Origin of the sequence: Ensifer sp. ZNC0028 (genome assembly GCF_000799055.1) — a bacterium.
In the GTDB taxonomy this organism is placed as follows: Bacteria; Pseudomonadota; Alphaproteobacteria; order Rhizobiales; family Rhizobiaceae; genus Ensifer.
This window is the reverse complement of record NZ_JTLA01000030.1, coordinates 137,475-158,573: the sequence shown is the minus strand read 5'-3', so window position 1 is coordinate 158,573 and position 21,099 is coordinate 137,475. Positions and strand designations below refer to the sequence as shown.

At 63.9% G+C, this 21,099-nt stretch carries 14 protein-coding genes; 11 read left to right on the top strand and 3 right to left on the bottom strand.

The window, feature by feature from the left end:
* Nucleotides 1-3: 3 nt before the first annotated feature.
* Nucleotides 4-5,454: an alpha-2-macroglobulin family protein gene (locus L981_RS07730; protein ID WP_043613614.1), complete on the bottom strand. Its 5,451-nt coding sequence runs from the start codon at nucleotides 5,452-5,454 to the stop codon at nucleotides 4-6.
* A gap of 217 nt (nucleotides 5,455-5,671) precedes the next feature.
* Nucleotides 5,672-6,337, bottom strand: coding sequence for a GntR family transcriptional regulator (locus tag L981_RS07725; protein WP_052201650.1), 666 nt, complete (start codon nucleotides 6,335-6,337; stop codon nucleotides 5,672-5,674).
* Nucleotides 6,338-6,627: 290 nt separating this feature from the next.
* On the opposite strand from L981_RS07725, the gene L981_RS07720 reads away from it, so the two are divergent.
* Nucleotides 6,628-7,659 carry a proline racemase family protein gene (locus L981_RS07720; RefSeq protein ID WP_043613553.1) on the top strand — a complete coding sequence of 344 codons (1,032 nt, stop codon included), beginning with the start codon at nucleotides 6,628-6,630 and terminating at the stop codon, nucleotides 7,657-7,659.
* 70 nt (nucleotides 7,660-7,729) lie between these two features.
* Here the strand turns inward: L981_RS07720 and L981_RS07715 are convergent, their stop codons facing one another.
* Nucleotides 7,730-8,350 carry a helix-turn-helix domain-containing protein gene (locus L981_RS07715; protein WP_082005931.1) on the bottom strand — a complete coding sequence of 207 codons (621 nt, stop codon included), beginning with the start codon at nucleotides 8,348-8,350 and terminating at the stop codon, nucleotides 7,730-7,732.
* A gap of 227 nt (nucleotides 8,351-8,577) precedes the next feature.
* On the opposite strand from L981_RS07715, the gene L981_RS07710 reads away from it, so the two are divergent.
* The 10 genes from L981_RS07710 (at nucleotide 8,578) to L981_RS07665 (ending at nucleotide 21,007) form a co-directional block, all read left to right on the top strand.
* On the top strand, nucleotides 8,578-10,155 hold the full coding sequence (locus L981_RS07710) for an ABC transporter substrate-binding protein (RefSeq protein WP_043613551.1): 1,578 nt from the start codon (nucleotides 8,578-8,580) through the stop codon (nucleotides 10,153-10,155).
* A 63-nt stretch (nucleotides 10,156-10,218) separates the two neighbouring features.
* Nucleotides 10,219-11,160 carry an ABC transporter permease gene (locus L981_RS07705; RefSeq protein WP_043613549.1) on the top strand — a complete coding sequence of 314 codons (942 nt, stop codon included), beginning with the start codon at nucleotides 10,219-10,221 and terminating at the stop codon, nucleotides 11,158-11,160.
* Entirely contained in the window at nucleotides 11,157-12,026 is an 870-nt protein-coding gene (locus tag L981_RS07700) for an ABC transporter permease (RefSeq protein WP_043613547.1), read from the top strand. The genes L981_RS07705 and L981_RS07700 overlap by 4 nt, the downstream gene beginning before the upstream one ends.
* Before the next feature lies 1 nt (nucleotide 12,027).
* Nucleotides 12,028-13,041, top strand: coding sequence for an ABC transporter ATP-binding protein (locus L981_RS07695; protein WP_043613545.1), 1,014 nt, complete (start codon nucleotides 12,028-12,030; stop codon nucleotides 13,039-13,041).
* 2 nt (nucleotides 13,042-13,043) lie between these two features.
* Nucleotides 13,044-14,051, top strand: coding sequence for an ABC transporter ATP-binding protein (locus L981_RS07690; RefSeq protein ID WP_371258845.1), 1,008 nt, complete (start codon nucleotides 13,044-13,046; stop codon nucleotides 14,049-14,051).
* A 24-nt stretch (nucleotides 14,052-14,075) separates the two neighbouring features.
* The gene (locus tag L981_RS07685; protein ID WP_082005929.1) at nucleotides 14,076-15,878 is read left to right on the top strand and encodes an aminopeptidase P family protein; all 1,803 of its coding nucleotides are present in this window, start codon (nucleotides 14,076-14,078) and stop codon (nucleotides 15,876-15,878) included.
* Between the two features lie 232 nt (nucleotides 15,879-16,110).
* Nucleotides 16,111-16,842 (top strand): DeoR family transcriptional regulator, encoded by a 732-nt coding sequence (locus L981_RS07680; RefSeq protein WP_043613542.1) that lies wholly within the window; start codon nucleotides 16,111-16,113, stop codon nucleotides 16,840-16,842.
* Between the two features lie 173 nt (nucleotides 16,843-17,015).
* Nucleotides 17,016-18,029: a deoxyribose-phosphate aldolase gene (gene deoC, locus L981_RS07675; RefSeq protein ID WP_043613541.1), complete on the top strand. Its 1,014-nt coding sequence runs from the start codon at nucleotides 17,016-17,018 to the stop codon at nucleotides 18,027-18,029.
* Between the two features lie 5 nt (nucleotides 18,030-18,034).
* Nucleotides 18,035-20,419 (top strand): aldehyde dehydrogenase family protein, encoded by a 2,385-nt coding sequence (locus L981_RS07670; RefSeq protein WP_043613539.1) that lies wholly within the window; start codon nucleotides 18,035-18,037, stop codon nucleotides 20,417-20,419.
* Nucleotides 20,420-20,554: 135 nt separating this feature from the next.
* Complete coding sequence (locus L981_RS07665) at nucleotides 20,555-21,007, top strand: RbsD/FucU family protein (RefSeq protein WP_043613536.1); 453 nt, start codon at nucleotides 20,555-20,557, stop codon at nucleotides 21,005-21,007.
* Nucleotides 21,008-21,099: the final 92 nt, after the last annotated feature.

Sequence of the window (21,099 nt, the reverse complement as noted above, 5' to 3'; positions counted from 1 at the left end):
TGCCTATTGCGCCGCCAGCACCTCCATCCGCCCGGTCGCGGTGCGGGCCGAAAGCTGCGGTCGGTACATGTCCTCGACGGTTGCGGCCGGATGATCATAGGTGCCCGGCGTTACCGCACGCACGACATAGGCGAGCGTGACTTCGCGGCCGGATCCGATGCTGCGGTCGAGTGCTGCGACGAAGCGGTCGTTGCGGAACTCCGTGTGGGTCGCGGTGATTTCACCAAGCCACTCGAAATTGCTGAGCTGGGCGCTGTCGACGAGGCTCGGATTGTCGATCTGGAAACCGGCCGGCAGAAGGTCGGTAACCAGCACGCGCGACGGCCAGTCGTTGGCTTCCGTGACCTTCAGCACGACGACGTAGCGTTCGTTCTGCCGCGCTTCCATGACGTTCGCCTCGGCACCGTCGAGCGTGTAGTAGGTGCGCTCGATGGTGAAGCCGTCCCCGCCGGCCGAAAGCGGCTGGGCTGGGGCGGCGACCGTGGTGACCACGGCCGAAACCGGGTCGGCGCCCTGGTTGCGGATCACCACCGGATGGGTGATGAGCGCGTCGCCCGCCATCTGGGCGGCATAGCTGCCGGTCTTCGATGCGCCGTTGACGTCGAGCGCCATGTCCTCGTCGCCATTCTGGATGGCGCGGGCGGCAAGCAGCATCCAGGCCTGTTCCTGGGTGCTGGTATAGGTCTTCTGTTCCCATTCGCGGGCGACCATTTTCGACAGCTCCGGAACGATCGGCGGGACCGGTCGGCTTTCGGCCGCAAGCGCCAGCACCGCCGCGCCGTCACGCAGCGACGAGCCGTAGTCGGAGCGCGACAGGCTGACATTGACGAGACCCGTCGACATGTTCGCCGCATTTGCAAACGTGTCCTGCGCCCCTTGAGCATCGCCATACAGCGAAAGCGCTGCGGCGATATGAGCCTTGGCGAGCGGCGTCGGGAAGTCGTTGATCAGCGTGTTGGCGTAATAGCGCAGATCGTTGATCGCCGCCTTGCGATTGCGGGCAAGCACGTAGAGCGCATAGGCGATCTCGTTGCCGCGATCCTTGGCATTGGTGTCGTAGCTGACGCCGTTCTGCAGGTTTTCGAGCGCCTGAACCATCGCGGCCTCCGGCACGTCGTATTTCTGCTCGCGCGCCCGGGTCAGGAAGTCGGTGACATAGGCGTCGAGCCACAGGTCGCCGTAGCCCGGCCCCCAAAGGCCGAAGCTGCCCGACGAGGACTGGTTGGAGAGCACGCGGTAGATCGCCTCCTGCACCCGTTTCGTCACGCCTTCGTCGTCGGCAAGGCCGGACTGCTTGGCGAGTTCGCTCAGGTAGAGCAGCGGCAGCGCGCGGCTGGTCGTCTGCTCCGTGCAGCCGTAGGGATAGCGGTCCAGCGTCATCAGCAGCGCCGGCATGTCGAAGGCGGCGGAGCGGGTGACGCTGAGGTTGACCGAGGCGCCCTGCAAGATGCTGTCGGCAAGCAACTGCCCGTCGACCGTCAGGCTGCTGCCGGGCGCGATCGATACCACCCGCCGCTCAGTCACCGGCAGGGTTGCCGGACGCACGAGCAAGTCGAGCGACTGCTCGAGCGAAAGGCCGTTGGCGCCGGTCAGCGCCACTGTGACCACGCCGTTGCCGGGATATTGCCCGACCACCGGCAAGGTAATGGCGGAGCGGCCGCCCTGGTCCAGGGTGACCGTGCTGCCCGAGCCCGGTTGCTCGACGGTCGCCTGGCCACTGGTCGTCACATGGATCTGGTAGTCGCCGGCCGGTGCGTCGGTGTTGGCGATATCGAGCCTGAGGTCCGACCGGTCTCCGGGTGCCAGGAACCGCGGCAGGCTGGCGGTGACGACGACCGGATCGCGGATCACCACGTCGCGCGTGGCATGGCCGACACCGGATTTCGTCCAGGCGACGGCCATCAGCCGCGCCGTTCCGTTGAACTGCGGGATGTCGAAGCTGACCGTTGCCTTGCCGTCGCCGTCGAGCTGTACCGGCCCTTCGAAGAAGGCGACCAGCTTTTCGGTGGGCGGGCTGCCCTGAAGTGCCACCTGGCCGCCGTCGCCGCCCGTGCGCAGTTTTCCGGTCGCGCCAAGCGAGCCGTCGATCAGGCGGCCGTAGAGGTCGCGGATTTCAAGACCGAGTTGGCGCTGGCCGAAATACCAGGCTTCGGGGTTCGGCGGCTCGTAGCGAGTGAGGTTGAGAATGCCGACATCGACGGCGGCGATCGTCACATAGGCTTCTTCATTGGCGCCGGCACCGGCGACCTGAAGGCTGATATCGAGCGGCTGGCGCGGCTCCATCTTCTCGGGCGCTGCGAGCGTGACGGCAAGTGCGCGCTCGGCCGGATCGACCGAAAGCCACTTGATGCCGATGGCGCGCATCGGCATGCGGCTTTCCTGGGCGTCGCCCGGGCGATAGAGCGTGGCCGTGACATAGGCCCCGGCGCCCCAGGCGTCGGTGACCGGCAGCTCGACTTCGCCGCCTTCCGCGGCAATCGATGCCGTCTGCGTCGTGATCAGGTTCTCGGTACCGACGGTCACCAGCAGCTCGCCGGCAAAACGCGGCGAGACCTTGAGCTTGGCCGTGTCGCCGACCGCGTATTTCTCCTTGTCGAGCGCGATTTCCAGACCATCAGGGGTTTCCGTCGAGGTGGCGGCAACGTACCAGCCGGCGTCGAATTCGAGGCTCGAGGTCGGACCATCGACCGCGGCCGTCTCGACCTCCAGGCGATACCGCCCCCAGCCGACGGGCACGGAGATGTCGCCGCCGTCTTCCGTCAGGTCGACGCTGCCGTTGGCCACCTGCTTGGTGGTGACGACGGGTTCGTACTTCCAGGCGCTGCCGTCGCGATACCAGTGATAGTTCCGCTCGACGCTGATCAGCTTCCAGAGGAGCCCCGGCATGGCGATCTTGGCGCCGGCCGGATCGACGGCGATGACGCGGAACTTGCCGACCGAGTTCTCAGCCAGTTCGCCTTCGAATTCCGGCTTGATGCCGAGCATCGGACCTTCGGCGCGCACTGGCAGTTTCAGCGAGCGCTCGACGGCGCGGCCACCGGCTTCGCGCATGCGGACGGTCACGGTGGCATCAAGCAACTGCGTGGTCGAGGGCACTTCGTCGATGAGCACGTCGAAGCTGGATTTGCCTTCCTCGTCGAGCGACGAAAGTTCTTCGAGCGGCAGGCGCGTGTCCTCGCTTGCCTCTTCGTCGGCAAGCCCGAACGAGTAGCCCTTGAAGGCCGCATTTTCGCGCGTCGGCTTGATCGTCACTTCGCCTTCAAGTTCGAGCCCGGCAGCCGGCGCGCCATAGAGATAGCGCCCGTCGACCGCCACACTCGCCGTCTCGCCGACAGCGATTTCCTTGGCGTCGCTGGTCAGATCGAATTCGGTGCGATCCGGCACGAAGTCATCCACGAGGAACTGCTTCTCGCCGATCGCAGGCGACTTCGGATCGGTGAAGATCTGCATCGTCCAGGTGCCGCGCATGGCGTTTGCCTGGGTGTCGAGGTCGAGTGTATGGCCTCCGAGCTTGCCGCCGGTGCTGGTCATGCGGCGGTATTCGACACCATCCGGGCGGAGGAAGACGAAGGTGAGCGGCAGGTTTTCGATCGCCATGCCGTCGACGTCACGGGCAAGCGCTGCCGCATGCACGGTTTCGCCGGCGCGATAGATGCCGCGCTCGGTCCAGGCGAGAATGTCGATGGCGCCCGGAGCCGCGCGTCCAGTGACGCCGCGGTCGGAAAGGTCGAAGCCGGCGCGGCTCATGTCGAGGAAGACGTAATCGTCTTCGCCCTTCTTGGCCGTGATCACCGCAGGCGTCAGCCCGGCCGTGCCACGGATCAGGCCGGCGGTAAAGGTGACGCGGCCGTCGTCATCGCTCACGGCCGTGCCGAGGATCTCGTTGTTCTTGGCGACGAGCTGCAGTTCGACGCCTTCGATCGGCTCGGCTGTGGCAAGCGAACGCACGAAGACGTTCAACCCGTCGGTGCCGGCATAGGTGGAGAGGCCGATATCGGAAACGACGAACCACTGTGTCGCGCGCGCGTCCCATTCCTGGCTGACGCCGGTGGTCGGCGCGGCGGTGAGCACATAGACGCCGGGCTTGCGCTGGGGCAGCGCCTCGTCGACCGGGAAGCTGGTGACAACCTCCTTGTTGACGTCACGCTCGATATCGATCGAGCCCTGCCAGACGAGTTCGCCGATCTCATCCTCGATGCGCTGGGCGCTGTAGCCATCGAGCTGCGTCAGGAACTGCGAGCTCTGCAGCACCTGGGCGATGCTGCGGTCGCCGACGCGGTAGAGTTTCAGCTTGGCGCTGTCGGTGTTGACGGAGACGAGCGGGATGCCGCGGCGCGCGGTCGACGGCAGCACGAAGCTGTCGCCGGTGAAGCGCACCATCTGCGCGCGGTCAGCGACATAGATGTCGAGGGTCACGGGCGCTTCGAGCACTTCGTCGACGGTGGAAGGCAGGCCGCTGCGAACGGTCAGCTTGTAGCGTTCACCATGCGAAAGCCCCTCGATGCAGATCTGGTCGCCCTTCGCCTCAAGCGCCTTTGGCGCAGCACCATTGACGGTGACGAAGGAGGCATAGTCGGCGCCGCTCTTTAGAAGCTGCTCGGAGAACTGCACGCAGGCGCGCGGCGTCGCGGCGTCGGAATCGATCGTATGTTCGACGACGCGGAAGCCCTTGCGCTGCTTGAGGTCGAGATAGGCCGCCTCGACCGATTTTGCCTTCACCAATTCCAGGCTCGCCTTGTAGGCGTTCAGCGCGGCGCGGAAATTCTCGGCGCCTTCCAGCGATTTCGCCATGACGGCGAGTGCATGTGCCCGGCTCTCGGTGGTGCGGGTGAGTTCATAGCCGTTGATCGCGGCGATGGCCGCCTGGATCGATACGCTTGAATTGTTGGTGATGCGGTTCGCGGTGCGCGCCGCCTCCAGCCAGAGTTCGCCGTCATCCGGATTGATCGCCAGCGCGCCCTGGAAGGCCTTCAAAGCATTCTCGATATTGCCCATCCCGGCCTGGCCGCGCGCCATGTCGATGAGCGTATTGACGCCCATGCCCTGTTGGTCGTCGGAGAGCGCCAGATTGGCCTTGGTGTTGCGGGCGTCCTGCAGCAGCTGATCCGACAGGAAATTCAGGCGCGGCGGTGCGCCGATATCGGCTTGTGTGGCCTGCGGCTGCACGACCTTGCCGGCAATCGCGCCGGGGAAGGTGTTGAGCTGGTTATAATCGGACTTGAGGAAGCACCACTTCACCTTGGGATTGTAGGTGAAGGCGCGGCAGGACTGGTCCGCGATGCATGTCTGCTGGCATTCGTCGAGCGAGACATTCTGTTCGGTTCTGAGGTCGAAACCGAAATAGTCGCCGTCCTTGGTGATCTCGATCTGCCGTCCACTCTCCTGGGCAACGGCGGGGACGCCGGCGGTCACAAGCGACAGGAAAAGTGTGGAAAGGCCGAAAAACGCGCGCACAGACATCAAGTCCTCCCAACGCTGCCGGTCTCGATAGGGGCTTCACTTTTCAGGCTTCCGCCCCGCTTGTCAACCGAAGAGCAGTCGACGTACGGCGCAATTTCAGCGGGAGCACTCAAGTGAAGGATCGAGCATCGATCCGGAATGAAACACGATAAAACGATATGTAAATCAAACTATTATGACGGTCGGCCAAAGCCGCTGGAAAACCGCGCCACTAGCCTCGTTGGTCTCTCAGGAAGACGGTCAGCGAGCGACCGGCGTCGAGGATATGGTCACGCGTCAAGGCGCTGGCTCGCTCCGCGTCGCGCGCAATGCAGGCATCGAGGATCGCCTTGTGTTCGCGGCGCGCGCGCGCAACGCCCGAGGTCAGCGTCAGCTGCGCCCGCAGGTAACGGTCGATGCGATCGAGCGAGGCGCGGACAATCTGCAGGTAATAGGGGCGACGGGCTGCCTCGTAGAGGCTGTAGTGGAAATTGCGGTTGATTTCGCCCCAACGGTCGGAATTTTCCTCCCGCTCGAACTCCTCGCAATGCTGGCGTGCAAGGTCGAGCGTGCGGCGGTCGAGATTGGGTATCGCAAGCCGGATGACCTCCGCCTCGATGAGCGCTCGGAACTCGAAGATCTCCTCGATTTCCTCGATCGAGAGGCCGGCGACGACGGCGCCCTTGTAGCGCTCCGTGGTGATCAGCCCATGCTGCTCCAACCGCGAGAGCGCCTCGCGCACCGGAATGCGGCTGGTGTTGAACATCTGGGCGATGTGGTCCTGACGCAAATTCTCGCCCTCGGCGAGGTCGCCTTCGATGATCGCCTTGCGCAAGGCCTCATAGACGATATCGGCCGCTGAGGCGGCTTGCCTGACATCGACGGCGTCGAGTTTCATCCTGTTCAAACCCTGCTGGCCAAACCTTGTGGCCTGGCGAATTCGGAAGCGTTTTCGCGCGCTTGGCCATTGGTCATAGGTCCAATTCACGCGCCGGGCAACAGACGGCTTCGGTTCTCGCAGCAAATTCGAATATTTCAGATTGTATATTGGATCCAATTTTTCTATGACTGTTTTCGCCGGGCGGGCGCGGACGCGCTATCATCTCCGGCGAAGAGCGGAGCGTAGCCGGTGCGAAAGCATGGCGCGCCCGGGTGGCGCCCGTCCACCAGCACGGAAGGAGAAAGGGCATGCGCAGCAACAAGGTCGTTCACATCGTTTCCTGCCACGCGGAGGGGGAAGTCGGCGACGTCATCGTCGGCGGCGTCGCGCCGCCGCCCGGAAACACGCTCTGGGAACAGCGCCGCTTCATTGCCGAAGATCAGACGCTGCGCAATTTCGTGCTCAACGAGCCGCGCGGCGGCGTCTTCCGCCACATCAACCTGCTTGTGCCGCCGAAGGACCCGCGCGCGACGATGGGCTTCATCATCATGGAGCCCGAAGATACGCCGCCGATGTCGGGGTCCAACTCCATCTGCGTTTCGACCGTCCTGCTCGACAGCGGCATCGTGCCGATGCAGGAGCCGGAAACGCGCATGGTGCTGGAAGCGCCGGGCGGTCTGGTCAACGTCGTCGCCCAATGCCGCAACGGCAAGGCCGAACGCATCACCGTCACCAACGTTCCCTCCTTTGCCGACAAACTGGACGCCAAGCTCGAGGTCGAGGGCCTGGGCACGTTGACCGTCGATACCGCCTATGGCGGCGACAGCTTCGTCATCACCGACGCCCGCGCTCTTGGTTTCTCGGTGACGCCAGACGAGGCCCGCGAACTTGCGGAAACCGGTATCAAGATCACCCGCGCGGCCAACGAGCAGCTCGGTTTTACTCATCCGGAAAACCCGGAATGGAACCACATCTCCTTCTGCCAGCTGACGCTGCCGGTTGAGGAGAAAGACGGCGTTCTGCATGGCCGAAACACCGTCGTCATCCAGCCGGCCAAGCTCGATCGTTCGCCGACCGGAACCGGTTGCTCTGCGCGCATGGCGGTGCTGCATGCCCGCGGCGTGATGAAGGTCGGCCAGCGTTTCGACGGCCACTCGATCATCGATTCGACGTTCAATTGCCGCATCGCCGGCGAAGCCACTGTCGGCGGCCGCCCGGCGATCGTGCCCGAAATCTCCGGTCGTGCCTGGATCACCGGCACTCATCAGGTGATGCTCGATCCGGCCGATCCGTGGCCGGCCGGCTACCGCCTTGCCGACACCTGGCCGCGCAAGCAGTAATGCCTGACCTTACGGGCCGCCTTGTGCGGCCCGTACCTTTCGGCCCTGTCCTTTGGATAGTTCCGGCGGTTCAGTCTTCCTTGATGATCCGGGTGGTGCCGACCCAGAGTTCGCGGGCTGGTCCCGCGCCGACATTGCGGGCACGGTGGGGCAGCGAGGCGGGGAAGTGCAGCGTGTCGCCAGCCTTTAAGAGATAGTCCTTGCCGTCGATCTGGTAGAGCATCTCGCCCTCGATCAGGTAGAGGAAATCCTCGCCCTCGTGGCTGGTCAATTCCGACGCGTAACCGGGCGGCATATGGGTGATACAGCCATTGAGGGCAGCGCCCGGAAAGCCGCGCTCGATCAGTTCGTAGACACGCTCCTTGGTCTCGACATTGTATCCGGGGCGTTCGCCGGCATGCGAGACCATCGAATGCGAATGCTGCGGCGGCTGCGACAGGAAGGTATCGACGCTGGTGCCGAGCGCGTTGGCGACGTTGTAAAGCGAGATCAGCGACGGGGTGGAAATGCCGCGCTCGATCTGGCTGATGAAGCCCTCCGTCAGCCCGGCCTCGCGCGCCACGTCCTTCATGGTCTTGCCGATTTCCTTGCGGCGAGCTCTGAGCATTTGCCCGAGCGAGGCGGGTGTCGAGGCTTCGGGGAGGGAGCCGCCTTCATGGGCTTCGGGCGCCTCTTCGATCTTCAGGGGCATGACTTTCTTTCCGCTTGACTCACGTCTATCGATGTACTTTAGTCCAGCTAAAGTTGGTTCGGCAAGCCGATCAGATCGCGTGCCGGCCTTCTTGAAAAGGGGAACTACAAGAACGTCTTCGCGGCAATCCGTCGACGGCAAAAAACACTAAGAAAAATTGGATCCAATATCCAATAAGCGTGTTTGGCGCACGATCGATGACGGCTGCGGTCAAAAGGAGGAGTGAGATGAAACGTATATTGCCTATTCTGCTCGGCACGACGCTGGGTCTGCTTGCGGCCACCTCGGCCTTTGCGATCGAACGCGGCGGCGCAATGACCTTCGCGCGCTACGACGACTCGACCGTCATCGATCCCGTGTATGCCGACCGCAATCCCGATCTCTGGATGGTGAACGGTCTCTATGAAACGCTGCTGCGCAACGGGCCTAACGGTTCGATCGTGCCGGGTCTCGCCGAGGCTCACGAGGTTTCGGCCGACGGCAAGACCATCACCCTTACTCTCAGAAACGGGCTCAAGTTCTCCGACGGCTCGGACCTCACCGGCGCCGACGTCGTCTTCTCGCTCGACCGGGCGCGCAATGCCGAACTCGGCCCCTGGGCCGGGTTGCTCGGCGCGGTCGACAAGGTCACGGCCGATGGCAGCAAGATCACTGTGTCGCTGAAGAACCCCGACCCGACGATCATCTCGATCCTTGCGACCTTCAACACCGGCATCATGCCAAAGGCAGCCTTCGAAAAGGCGGCAGGTGCCACGGATCAGGAAAAGGCGCGCGCCTTCTTCTCGGCCGGTCCAGTCACTTCGGGACCTTTCGTCATGAAAAGCCACGTGCAGGGCTCGAGCATGAGCTTCGAGCGCAACCCGAACTACTGGCGCCAGGGCGAAGACGGCAAGCCGCTGCCCTATCTCGACCGGGTGGAATTCCTCGTCATTCCCGACGATGCGACCCGCATCCTCAAGCTGCAGGCCGGTGAGGTCGACGCCGCCGAGTTCATTCCGTTTGCCCGCGTCGGCGAACTCGGCGCCGATCCGAACCTGAAGATGGAGCTCTTCCCCTCGACCCGCATCGTCTATGCGCCGATCAATACGCGCGAGGCGAAGAAGGACGGAGCGAAGAACCCGCTTGCCGACGTCAAGGTGCGCCAGGCGCTGAACTATGCGACCGACAAGAGCGTGCTGATCAAGCTCGTCACTTTCGATACCGGCAAGCCGATGACCTCGCTGATGTCGGCAGCGACGCAGCTTCATTATGGCCCCGAGCCGCTCTATCCCTATGATCCGGAAAAGGCCAAGCAGTTGCTGGCGGAAGCCGGTCTCAGCGGCGGCTTCGAGGTGAAGCTTACCACGCTTGCCGGCAGCGCCGACGATGCGACGCTGTTTACAGCACTTCAGCAGATGTGGGCGCCGCTCGGCGTCAACCTCAAGGTCGAGCAGGTCGACAACCCGACCCGCGGCGAGAAGAACCGGTCCGGCGACTTCGATATCCACACCTACGGCTGGGCGAACGACGTCAACGACCCCGCACAGGTGACCGGCTGGCTCGGCTACTACAAGCAGCGCCAGGCCGTCGGTACGGGCTGGAACAACCAGGAATTCAACACGCTGTTCGAGGCCTCCAACGTCGAGACCGATCCGGCCAAGCGCAAGGACGAATACAAGCGCATGCAGGAAATCTACGCGGCGGAAGCGCCGCTGCTCTTCCTGTTCGAAACGCCCTTTGCCGTCGCCGTCTCGAAGTCGATCGAAGGCTACGTCCAGACGCCGCTCGGCGCCAACGACTTCTCTGAAGCCTGGCGCGCCGATTGATAGCGGAACGATCTGCAAGAGCCGGGCGGCAAGCCGCCCGGTTTTCCGTTGAAGGTTGGAACCATGCCCTCACTTTCCTATCTCGTGGCACGGCTGCTGCAGATCATCCCGACGTTCCTGTTGGTAATGATCTTCATCTTCCTGCTCGTGCGCATGCTGCCGGGTGACCCGGCGATCGCCATGGCCGAGGCCAAGGCGACCGACGCCCAGCTCGAACAGATCCGGCACAATCTCGGTCTCGACCAGCCGCTGCCGATGCAGTTCCTTGTCTTCGTCAAGAACACGCTGACCGGCGATCTCGGCCGCTCGATCATGCTGAAGGCGCCGGTGACCGAGGTCATTCTGAGCCGGTTGCCGACGACGATATTCCTGGCGCTCTATTCGGTCGTGCTCGCGGTCTTTCTCGCGGGACCGCTGGCCTTTCTCGCGGCATCGCGCGTCAACAGTCCGGCCGATGTCGCCATCCGTGGCGTCTTCCAGGTTGGCCTGTCCATGCCGGTCTTCTATATCGGGCTTTTGCTTTTGACGGTGCTTGCGGCGCAGCTGCGCTGGTTTCCGGTCGGCGGCTACGGCAGGACCTTTCTTGCAAACCTCTACCACCTGATCCTGCCCGCACTCAGCGTCGCGCTCTATACCTCGGCGATCATCCTGCGCAATCTCCGGGCCTCTCTGATCGAGGTGCTCGACGCGGAATACGTGCAGTTCGCCCGTGCGAAGGGCCTGTCGCCGCGCATCATCATGACCCGGCATGTGTTGCGCAATGCGCTGGTCTCGACGGTGACGCTGCTCGGCCTTTCGATCGGCAACCTGATGAGCGGCACGCTGGTGACCGAGACGGTCTTTGCCATTCCCGGTGTCGGGCGGCTGATGCTGGAGGCGATCTTTGCCCGCGACTATCCGCTGATCCAGGGCCTTACGCTCACCTTTGCCGTGCTCGTCTCCGTCGTCTTCCTTTTGACGGATGTCGTGCAATCCTGGCTCGATCCGAGGCTTCGCCAATCATGACGGTCCTGACCCAAACCCATCCGCGGACGCAGGGACGGCTGGCCGCCTTTCTGGCGCGCGCCTTCGCCCGCCCGTCCTTCGTGATCGGCATCGCCATTCTCGGCCTGTCGCTGGCCTTTGCGCTGTTTCCTCAGCTCTTTGCGCCCTATGATCCGCTCGCCTTCGATCTGCAGGCGATCCAGCAGGGGCCAAGCCTTGCGCATCCCTTCGGCACCGACAATTTCGGCCGAGACGTGCTTTCGCGCGTCATCTGGGCCTATCGGGTCGATATGCAGATGGCCTTTTTCGCGACCATCTTTGCGCTTCTGATCGGACTGACCGTCGGCGCTTTCGTCGGCTATTACGGCGGTATCGCCGACGTGATCTTCGGCCGTTGCGTCGACGCGATCATCACCTTTCCCTTCCTGGTGCTGGTGATCGCGATCGTCGCGGTCCTCGGCCCCGGTCTCGTCAACATGTATGTGGCGATCACCGCGGTGAACTGGGTCTATTACGCACGGCTGACGCGCGCCGAAATCATGGCGCAGAAGGCCAACGACTATGCGGCCGCCGGCCGGGTGCTCGGCTATTCTGATCGCCGCATCATCTTCCGCCATCTTCTGCCGAACGCGATCTCGCCGATCCTCGTCTACTGGATGACCGACATGGCGCTCGCGATCCTGCTCGGCTCGTCGCTCGGCTATCTCGGCCTCGGCGCGCAGCCGCCGGCCGCCGAATGGGGTGTCCTGATCGCCGAGGGCCGCAACTTCCTGATGACGGCCTGGTGGATGAGCCTGATGCCGGGCATTGCCATCGTTCTGACCGGGCTCGGCTTCAGCCTCGTCGGCGACGCGCTGGCCGATCTGCTTCGACCGAAGGGGCGCTGAGATGGGAACCACAGAAAAGCCCCTCGTACTCGACGTCAGGCACCTTCGCACCGAGTTCGGCGCGCGCGAGCGGCCGCTGGTGGCAGTGGACGATGTGTCGTTCCAGGTGGGGCAGGGGGAAATTCTTGGGCTGGTCGGTGAATCCGGCTCGGGCAAGAGCATCACGCTGCGCTCGATCCTCGGTATCATAAGGCCACGCGGGCGTGTCTCGGGTGAAATCCTCTGGAATGGCCGCGATCTCGTTCCGCTCGACGAGACGTGTCTCCGGCGCATCCGGGGCCGCGAGATCGCGATGATCTTTCAGGAGCCGATGTCGTCGCTCAATCCGCTGCTCACCGTCGGCCTGCAAATCCAGGAAAACCTCGTGGCCCATACGGATCTCGATGCGAGGGCGCGCAAGGCGCGCGCGATCGAATTGCTCGATCTCGTCGGCATTCCCGGTGCGCGCAATCGTCTCGACGATTTCCCGCACGAGTTCTCCGGCGGCATGCGCCAGCGGGTGATGATTGCGATTGCGCTCGCCTCCAACCCAAAGCTGCTGTTGGCAGACGAGCCGACGACGGCGCTCGACGTCACCATCCAGGACCAGATCCTGCGCCTCATCCAGTCGCTGAGCCGCGATCTCGGCATGGCGGTCATCCTCGTCACCCATGACATGGGCGTCGTCGCCGAAACCTGTGATCGCGTCGCGGTCATGTATGGCGGCAGGCTTTGCGAAGTCGGCACGACGACGGATGTGATCGCCGACGCGCGCCACCCCTATTCCCTGGGCTTGCTACGCTCGATCCCGCGCGACGTTGCGCCGCGAACACCGCTCTATTCGATCCCCGGTGCGCCGCCGGCACTGAACGCGCTTCCATCGGGTTGCGCCTTCAGCGCCCGCTGTCCGGTCGCCGGGCGCGAATGTCCCGATCGTCGCCCGTCGCTCGAAGCGATCGGCTCGTCGCGGCTCGTTGCCTGCCATCATCTTGAGGATGCCCAAGCGCATTTCGGACCGCGGGAGGCGGCGCAATGACTATGCCCATGTCAACCAGCGCCACTCCCTTGCTCTCGCTCCGTGCGCTGTCGATCCAGTTCGAGAAACGGCGATCACTGTCCGACACGCTCGCCCGCCGTCCGCAGCAGGTCGTCTCGGCGGTTAACGGCATCGATCTCGACGTGATGCCCGGCGAGACGCTCGGGATCGTCGGCGAGTCCGGCTGCGGCAAGTCGACACTCGCGCGCCTGATCGCCGGCCTGCACCGGCCGACATCCGGCGATATCCTGTTCGAGGGCGAGAGCGTCGTCGGCCTCAAGGGGGCACGACGGCGCGCCTATAACCGGCGCGTCCAGATGATGTTCCAGGACCCCTATACCTCGCTCAATCCGCGCATGACCGTGCGCGATACGCTGCGAGAGGCGATCACGGTGCACCGCATGCGCGAGGGTGCGGCGATCGACCGAAGGGTGGACGAGCTGTTGGATCTGGTGCGGCTGCCCGATGGAGCCGCGGACAAGTTCCCGCATGAATTCTCCGGCGGCCAGCGGCAGCGCATCGGCATTGCGCGGGCGCTGTCGCTGGAGCCGACCTGTCTCGTCGCGGACGAATTGGTCTCGGCGCTCGACGTTTCTGTCCAGGCTCAGGTCGTCAATCTGCTGATCGAGCTTCAGGACGAGCTCGGCCTGACGGTGTTGTTCGTCGCGCACGACCTTCGCCTCGTGCGCCATGTCTCGCATCGCGTCGCCGTCATCTATCTCGGCGCGATCGTCGAGATCGGCCCATCGGAGGCGCTGTTTTCGAAACCGATGCATCCCTATTCCAAGGGTCTGCTTGCGGCTGCACCGTCGCTCGATCCGGGCGCCAGGCGTCGTGCGCCGGCACTGTCGGGCGAACTGCCGAGCCCGCTCGCCATCCCACCCGGCTGCCCGTTTCATGTGCGCTGCCCGCACGCCGCCGAACTTTGCCGCCGCGAAAAGCCGGCGCTACGTCCGGTCGGATCGGGCATGACCGCCTGCCATTTCGCCGAAACGATCGGCGACGCCTGAAACTCACTCGATAGGAAAGACATCATGGATACGAGAGCAAGGCCGGATATCTCCGGCCGCATCGGCGCGCTGCGCCGCAAGCTTACGGAAACCGGGCTCGACGGCTACGTCGTGCCGCGCTTCGACGAACATCAGGGCGAGTATTGCGCGCCGCACGACCATCGCCTGGCTTTCGTCTCCGGGTTCACCGGTTCAGCCGGTGTGGCGATCGTCATGCGCGACCGCGCAGCGATCTTCGTCGATGGCCGCTACCAGGTGCAGGTGCGCGACGAAGTGGATCTCGGTACCTTCACGATCGAGCACTTCTATGACGCTCCGCTCAAGGATTGGCTGAAGAACAATCTGCGCAAGGGCGAACGTGTCGGCTTCAACGCCATGCTTTTGCCGTCCACCTGGGATGCCGATTGCAGCCGTTCGGTCGAACTGGCCGGCGGCGTCTGGATGCCTGTCGATGGGGATCTCGTCGATGCGGTATGGACGGACCAACCGGAAAAGCCACTCGGCAAGATCACCGCCTTTCCGGTCGCCAATGCCGGCGAGAGCGTTGCCGAGAAGAAGCGCCGCATCGCCGCCCTGCTGGCGGAGCAGGGCGCCGACCTCCTGATCGAGGCGCAGCCGGACAATATCGCCTGGTTCCTCAATGTCCGTGGCCGCGACGTCGCCTTCAACCCGATGCCGCAGTCCTTCCTGATCTTCGACAGCGCCGGGCAAACGGAATGGCTGGTCGATCATCGCAAGCTTCCGAACGACCTCTCGGACTTCGAGCTCGACGATGTTGCGATTGCCGAGCCAGGCCAGCTGCTTAACCGCGTCAAGGCGATGGCGGCGGGGCGCACCGCCTTGATCGATCCCGGCTTCGCCCCGTCGGCAACGGCCCATGCCACGCGCGCCGCAGGCGGCACCGTGCAGCTCGCGAAGAGCCCGATTACGCTCGCCAAGATGCACAAGAACGCGACCGAGCTTGCGGGCTTCCGGGCTTGTCACCGTCTGGATGGCGCCGCCTGGGTTCGCTTCTTTGCCTGGCTCGAGCGGCACGCCGCCGAACGGGAGGCGAGCGGCAAACCGGTAACCGAACTGGAAGCGGAAGAGCGCATCCTCGCCTATCGCCAGATGGCCGAAAGCTTCGTCGAGCCGAGCTTCCGCTCGATTTCGGCGGCCGGCGGCCACGCGGCCATGTGCCACTATGCTGCCACCGAGGCGAGCAACGGGCTGATCCGCAAGGACGGTGTCTATCTGCTCGATTCCGGCGGGCAGTATCTGACCGGCACCACCGATGCCACGCGCACGACGGCGACCGGTCCGGTCAGCGACGAGATCCGCCGCGCCTACACGGCCGTCCTCAAGGGACTGATCTCCATGGCATCGCTGAAATTCCCCAGGGGAAGCTTCGGCCACCAGCTCGACGCCTTTGCCCGCCGCCCGCTCTGGGATCTAGGTCTCGACTATGACCACGGCACCGGCCATGGGGTCGGTCACTTTCTCTCGGTTCACGAACAGCCGCAACGTTTCGATCGGCGCGTCAACGAGATCGAGCTGAAGCCGGGCATGGTGACGACGATCGAGCCGGGCTACTACAAGGCCGGCGCCTACGGCATCCGCATCGAAAACCAGGTGGAGGTGGTGGACGACGGCGACGGGTTCCTGAGCTTCCGCAGCCTGACGCTGGTGCCGATCGATCTGCGGCTCGCCGATCTCGGCCTGCTGACGACGGCTGAGCGGGCTTGGATTGATGCCTATCACCGTCGCGTCGCGCAGGAGCTCGACGGCTTGCTTGAGCCGGAGGCGGTCGGCTGGCTTGCCGAGCGGACCGCGCCGATCGGCGCGTGATCGCGTTTCGTCCGCTTCTTCTCGCGGCTTGACATGACGTCAGTGGAGCGGCGGGCCGGTTGGCCCGCCGTTGTCATTTCTTGGCGATCGGCCCTCTGGCGGCGCTCTCGGCACAGCGGTCGCTTTCAATCAATGTGACTCCTCTTGCTTAGAGAAGAGTGTTTGTGATATTTTTCACAAAATCTGTTCGGGCCGTGTAAGGCAGCAGAACACGTCGGACACGGAAGAAATCATGGTCAGCCGCAAGACAGCCCGCATCATCCAACTCGCCGATGCCCTTTCAGGACGAAGAGTCCTGCACTTGCGCGATGCCGCAGCCCTGCTTGGCGTCTCGGAAATGACGATCCGTCGCGACGTTGCCGACAATCCCGGCCAGTTCGCCTTTCTCGGCGGACATATCGTCCCGGCGTCCGAGATCGAAGGCGACGCGCCCTATGAGCTGGCACGCGAGGCCGACAGCCACGCAGCCGCCAAGCGCGAGGCTTGCGTCCACGCGGCGCGCCACATCCGCCCGGACGAGACGATCTTCATCGATTGCGGCACCACGCTCGAATATCTCGTCGACCTCATTCCCGAGAATTATTCAATAACGGCAGTATGTTACTCTCTAAACGTGGCGGAGAAGCTGACCCATAAGCCGAATGTGCGGATCGTCATGCTTGGAGGCGTCTATCATCCCTCGTCGGCGTCCTTCTCCGGCAACTCCGGTCTGGAGACGCTCGATTCGCTCGGCATCAACATCGCCTTCCTTTCGGCCGCCGGCGTCGACCCGGCGCGTGGCGCGACCTGTGTGCATTTCCACGAAGTTTCGGTGAAGCAGAAGGTCATCTCGCTGGCGCGCGAGAGCCATCTGGTTGTCGACCTCAGCAAGATCGGCAAGCTGAAGCCGGCTTTTTTCGCGCCAATCGGCGTTTTTCGCTCTATCATCACCGAAGAGGGCGAAACGCACCTGCCGGGCCTGTGATGGCGGCATTCGCAAAAATATTACGAAATCGTCAAAACGGGAGTGTCTCGCTTGACACCCTCTGTTCTTGATGGAATAGTCACAAAAATTCGATAGAAAAATAACAAAAATGAGTTCTCGGCGGCTGTGCTCGAGTGCGGCTGGTCGTGACAGGGAGTTCAAGGAGCCATCGCTTGGAAGACCTTGCTGTGAAAACTGGCGCGCCGAAGGCCGCGCATTCGCCGGCGGCGGGCCATAACTGGCCGCGCAATAACGGCATCGATCTCGACCTTGGCTGGGTGCTGGACCAGCGCGTCAACCTGTCGGCCGCCGAGCGTCGCGTTGCGACGCTGCCCGGTCGCCGCACGGTGAAGAAGGACGCGCAGGCTGCCTGGCTCTTGAAGGCCGTCACCTGCATCGACCTCACGACGCTCAACGGCGACGACACGACGGAGCGCGTCAAGCGCCTCTGCGCCAAGGCCCGCCAGCCGGTGCGCCAGGATCTGCTCGACGCGCTCGGCATGGGCGGCCGCGGCATCACGACCGGCGCTGTCTGCGTCTATCATCGCTTCGTCTCGACCGCCGTCGAGGCGCTCGAAGGGTCCGGTATCCCCGTTGCTGCCGTCTCCACCGGCTTCCCGGCCGGTCTTATCCCGCATGACGTCAAGTTGCGCGAGATCGAGGCTTCCGTTGCCGATGGCGCCAAGGAAATCGATATCGTCATCACCCGCGAGCATGTGCTGACCGGCAACTGGCAGGCGCTCTATGACGAGATGCGCGACTTCCGTGCCGCCTGCGGCGACGCCCATGTGAAGGCGATCCTTGCGACCGGCGACCTGAAGACGCTGCGCAACGTCGCGCGCGCTTCGCTCGTCTGCATGATGGCTGGCGCCGATTTCATCAAGACCTCGACCGGCAAGGAAGGCGTCAATGCCACGTTGCTGGTAACGCTTATCATGCTGCGCATGATCCGCGCCTATCAGGAGCAAACCGGCCTCAAGGTCGGCTACAAGCCGGCCGGCGGCATTTCTGCCGCCAAGGACATCTTGAACTACCAGTTCCTGATGAAGGACGAGCTTGGCCGTGAATGGCTTGAGCCGGATCTCTTCCGCATCGGCGCATCGAGCCTGCTTGCCGATATCGAGCGTCAGCTCGAACATCACGTTACCGGCGCCTACTCGGCCCTCAACCGTCACCCGATTGGATGATCCCGATGACTGTCGCAAGGTATTTTGACGAAATGTCCTATGGTCCAGCACCCGAGGCCGACACCGAAGCCCGTCAGTGGCTGGCGCGCCATAAGGGCGAGTTCGGCCACTTCATCAACGGCGCCTTCGTCGCTTCCGCATCCGGCAAGACCTTCGAGACCAACGAGCCGGCAACCGGCAAGCTGCTCGCCAAGGTCGCGCTCGGCGGTGCCAAGGATGTCGACGATGCGGTTGCCGCGGCCCGCAAGGCGCAAGGCCCCTGGGCGAAGCTGCCGGGCCATGCCCGCGCCCGTCATCTCTATGCCCTCGCCCGCATGATCCAGCGCCATGCGCGCCTGATCGCCGTGGTCGAGGCGATCGACAACGGCAAGCCGATCCGCGAGACCCGCGACATCGACGTACCGCTCGCGGCCCGCCATTTCTATCACCACGCCGGCTGGGCGCAGCTGCAGGAAACCGAGTTTGCCGATCAGGTGCCGGTCGGCGTCGTCGGCCAGGTGATCCCCTGGAACTTCCCGTTCCTGATGCTCGCTTGGAAGGTTGCACCCGCGCTAGCGCTCGGCAACACCGTGATCCTGAAACCAGCGGAATTTACGCCGCTGACGGCGTTGCTCTTTGCTGAACTCGCCGCTGCTGCGGGCCTTCCGGCCGGCGTGCTCAATGTCGTCACCGGCGAAGGTGAAACCGGCGCACTGATCGTCGAGCACGCCGATATCGACAAGATCGCCTTTACCGGCTCGACGGAGGTCGGCCGCCTCATCCGTGAGCGCACTGCCGGAACCGGCAAGTCGCTGACGCTCGAACTCGGCGGCAAGTCGCCGTTCATCGTCTTTGACGATGCCGATATCGACGGCGCGGTGGAAGGCGTGGTTGACGCCATCTGGTTCAACCAGGGCCAGGTTTGCTGCGCCGGCTCGCGCATCCTCGTGCAGGAAGGCGTGGCGCCGCTCTTTTACGAGCGGCTGAAGCGTCGCATGCAGACGCTGCGCGTCGGCCATCCGCTCGACAAGGCGATCGACATGGCGGCAATCGTTGCGCCTGTGCAGTTGCAGCGCATCGAAGAGCTGGTCGCCAAGGGTGTCGCCGAAGGGGCAGCCCTGCATCAACCTGACATCGACCTGCCGAAGGGCGGAAGTTTCTATCCGCCGACGCTTCTGACCGGTGTGCAGCCGACCTCGATCGTTGCCACTGAAGAAATCTTCGGGCCCGTCGCCGTCTCCATGACCTTCCGCACCCCGGAAGAGGCGATCCAGCTTGCCAACCACACGCGCTACGGCCTTGCCGCCAGCGTCTGGAGCGAGACGATTGGCCTGGCTCTGCATGTCGCGGCCAAGCTCGCCGCCGGCGTCGTCTGGGTCAATGCGACCAACCTCTTCGATGCTTCTGCCGGTTTCGGCGGCAAGCGCGAATCCGGCTTCGGCCGCGAGGGCGGTCGTGAGGGCTGCTACGAATACCTGAAGCCGAAGGCATGGCTCGGTCGCAAGCTGCGTCCCGCCGTCGCCGAACCGGTGCTGAAGCCCGTTGCCGGCGATTTCGCCATGCCTGACGTCGACCGTACCGCCAAGCTTTTCATCGGCGGCAAGCAGGCGCGCCCGGATGGCAACTATAACCGCAACGTGCTTTCGCCGAAGGGCAAGGTGCTTGGCGAGGTCGGTGAGGGCAACCGCAAGGACATCCGCAACGCGGTCGTCGCAGCGCAAGCCGCATCCGCCTGGTCCTCGGCAACGACGCACAACCGTGCCCAGATCCTCTATTACATCGCTGAAAACCTGAGCGGCCGCGCAGGCGAATTCGCCGATCGCATTGCCGACATGACCGGTGCGTCCTCAACGAACGCCAAGGCAGAGGTCGAAGCCTCGATCGCGCGGCTCTTCACCTATGGTGCCTGGGCCGACAAGTACGAGGGCGCGATCCACCAGCCGCCGCTTCGCGGCGTCGCACTTGCGATCCCCGAGGCGATCGGCGTCGTCGGCGTCGTTTGCCCGCCGGAAGCGCCGCTGCTCGGCATGATCAGTCTCGTCGCGCCGCTGATCGCCACCGGCAACCGCGTCGTCGTCGTGCCGAGCGAACAGCATCCGCTGGCAGCAACCGATTTCTATACGGTTCTGGAAACATCCGACGTTCCGGCCGGTGTCGTCAACATCGTCACCGGTTCGACGATCGAACTGGCAAAGACGCTCGCAAGCCACAACGACGTGGATGCGCTCTGGGCTTTCGGCTCGGCGGAACTCTCGACCCTTGTCGAGAAGCTCTCGGTCGGCAACCTGAAGCGCACCTTCGTCGACTACGGCAAGGCAACGAACTGGCTCGACCGCGAGGCGGCGGAAGGCCCGGCCTATCTGCGCCGCGCGACGGACGTCAAGAACATCTGGATCCCCTACGGCGAGTAGGGGACCCACCACGCGCGGGGCGGGGGGAGCCGGTCCGCGCGGTGGAGGAACGTGAACAGTTAGGGAGACGCATTCGCCTGTAAGGGGAATGCATTGCGCGCCACGGAAACCGGAGCGCGCCAGGAGGAGGACTGCATGCTGAAGAATATCGATCCGGCGCTGAATGCCGACGTGCTGCACGCGCTGAGGTCCATGGGCCACGGCGACACGCTGGTCATTTCCGACACCAATTTCCCGTCCGACGCCATTGCCCGCAAGACCACGCTCGGCACGCTTTTGCGCATCGACAACGTCTCGGCCGCGCGTGCCGTCGAGGCGGTGCTTTCCGTGCTGCCGCTCGATACGCCGCTGCAGCCCTCCGCCGGCCGCATGGAGGTGATGGGTGCGCCCGACGAAGTGCTGCCTGTGCAGCAGGAAGTCCAGGCTGCGATCGATCGCGCCGAGGGCAAATCGGCGCCGATGTACGGCATCGAACGTTTCAAGTTCTACGAGGAAGCGAAGAAAGCCTATTGCGTCATCACCACGGGCGAGACGCGCTTCTACGGCTGCTTCCTCTTCACCAAGGGCGTCATACCGCCGAAGACCTGACGATCCGCTGCGCAACGCAGCGTTCGAATAAATGATTGAAATCGCGAGAGATTGCCTGGGCACACCGTTTCACACCGGTGCGGTTGCAGGGG

What these genes read in the sequence shown, in the direction of transcription:
- L981_RS07685 (WP_082005929.1), top strand. Translation starts at nt 14,076, where the DNA reads ATGGATACGAGAGCAAGGCCGGATATCTCCGGCCGCATCGGCGCGCTG.
- L981_RS07715 (WP_082005931.1), bottom strand. Translation starts at nt 8,350, where the DNA reads ATGCCCCTGAAGATCGAAGAGGCGCCCGAAGCCCATGAAGGCGGCTCC.
- L981_RS07670 (WP_043613539.1), top strand. Translation starts at nt 18,035, where the DNA reads ATGACTGTCGCAAGGTATTTTGACGAAATGTCCTATGGTCCAGCACCC.
- L981_RS07665 (WP_043613536.1), top strand. Translation starts at nt 20,555, where the DNA reads ATGCTGAAGAATATCGATCCGGCGCTGAATGCCGACGTGCTGCACGCG.
- L981_RS07720 (WP_043613553.1), top strand. Translation starts at nt 6,628, where the DNA reads ATGCGCAGCAACAAGGTCGTTCACATCGTTTCCTGCCACGCGGAGGGG.
- L981_RS07705 (WP_043613549.1), top strand. Translation starts at nt 10,219, where the DNA reads ATGCCCTCACTTTCCTATCTCGTGGCACGGCTGCTGCAGATCATCCCG.
- L981_RS07680 (WP_043613542.1), top strand. Translation starts at nt 16,111, where the DNA reads ATGGTCAGCCGCAAGACAGCCCGCATCATCCAACTCGCCGATGCCCTT.
- L981_RS07690 (WP_371258845.1), top strand. Translation starts at nt 13,044, where the DNA reads ATGCCCATGTCAACCAGCGCCACTCCCTTGCTCTCGCTCCGTGCGCTG.
- L981_RS07700 (WP_043613547.1), top strand. Translation starts at nt 11,157, where the DNA reads ATGACGGTCCTGACCCAAACCCATCCGCGGACGCAGGGACGGCTGGCC.
- L981_RS07710 (WP_043613551.1), top strand. Translation starts at nt 8,578, where the DNA reads ATGAAACGTATATTGCCTATTCTGCTCGGCACGACGCTGGGTCTGCTT.
- L981_RS07695 (WP_043613545.1), top strand. Translation starts at nt 12,028, where the DNA reads ATGGGAACCACAGAAAAGCCCCTCGTACTCGACGTCAGGCACCTTCGC.
- L981_RS07725 (WP_052201650.1), bottom strand. Translation starts at nt 6,337, where the DNA reads ATGAAACTCGACGCCGTCGATGTCAGGCAAGCCGCCTCAGCGGCCGAT.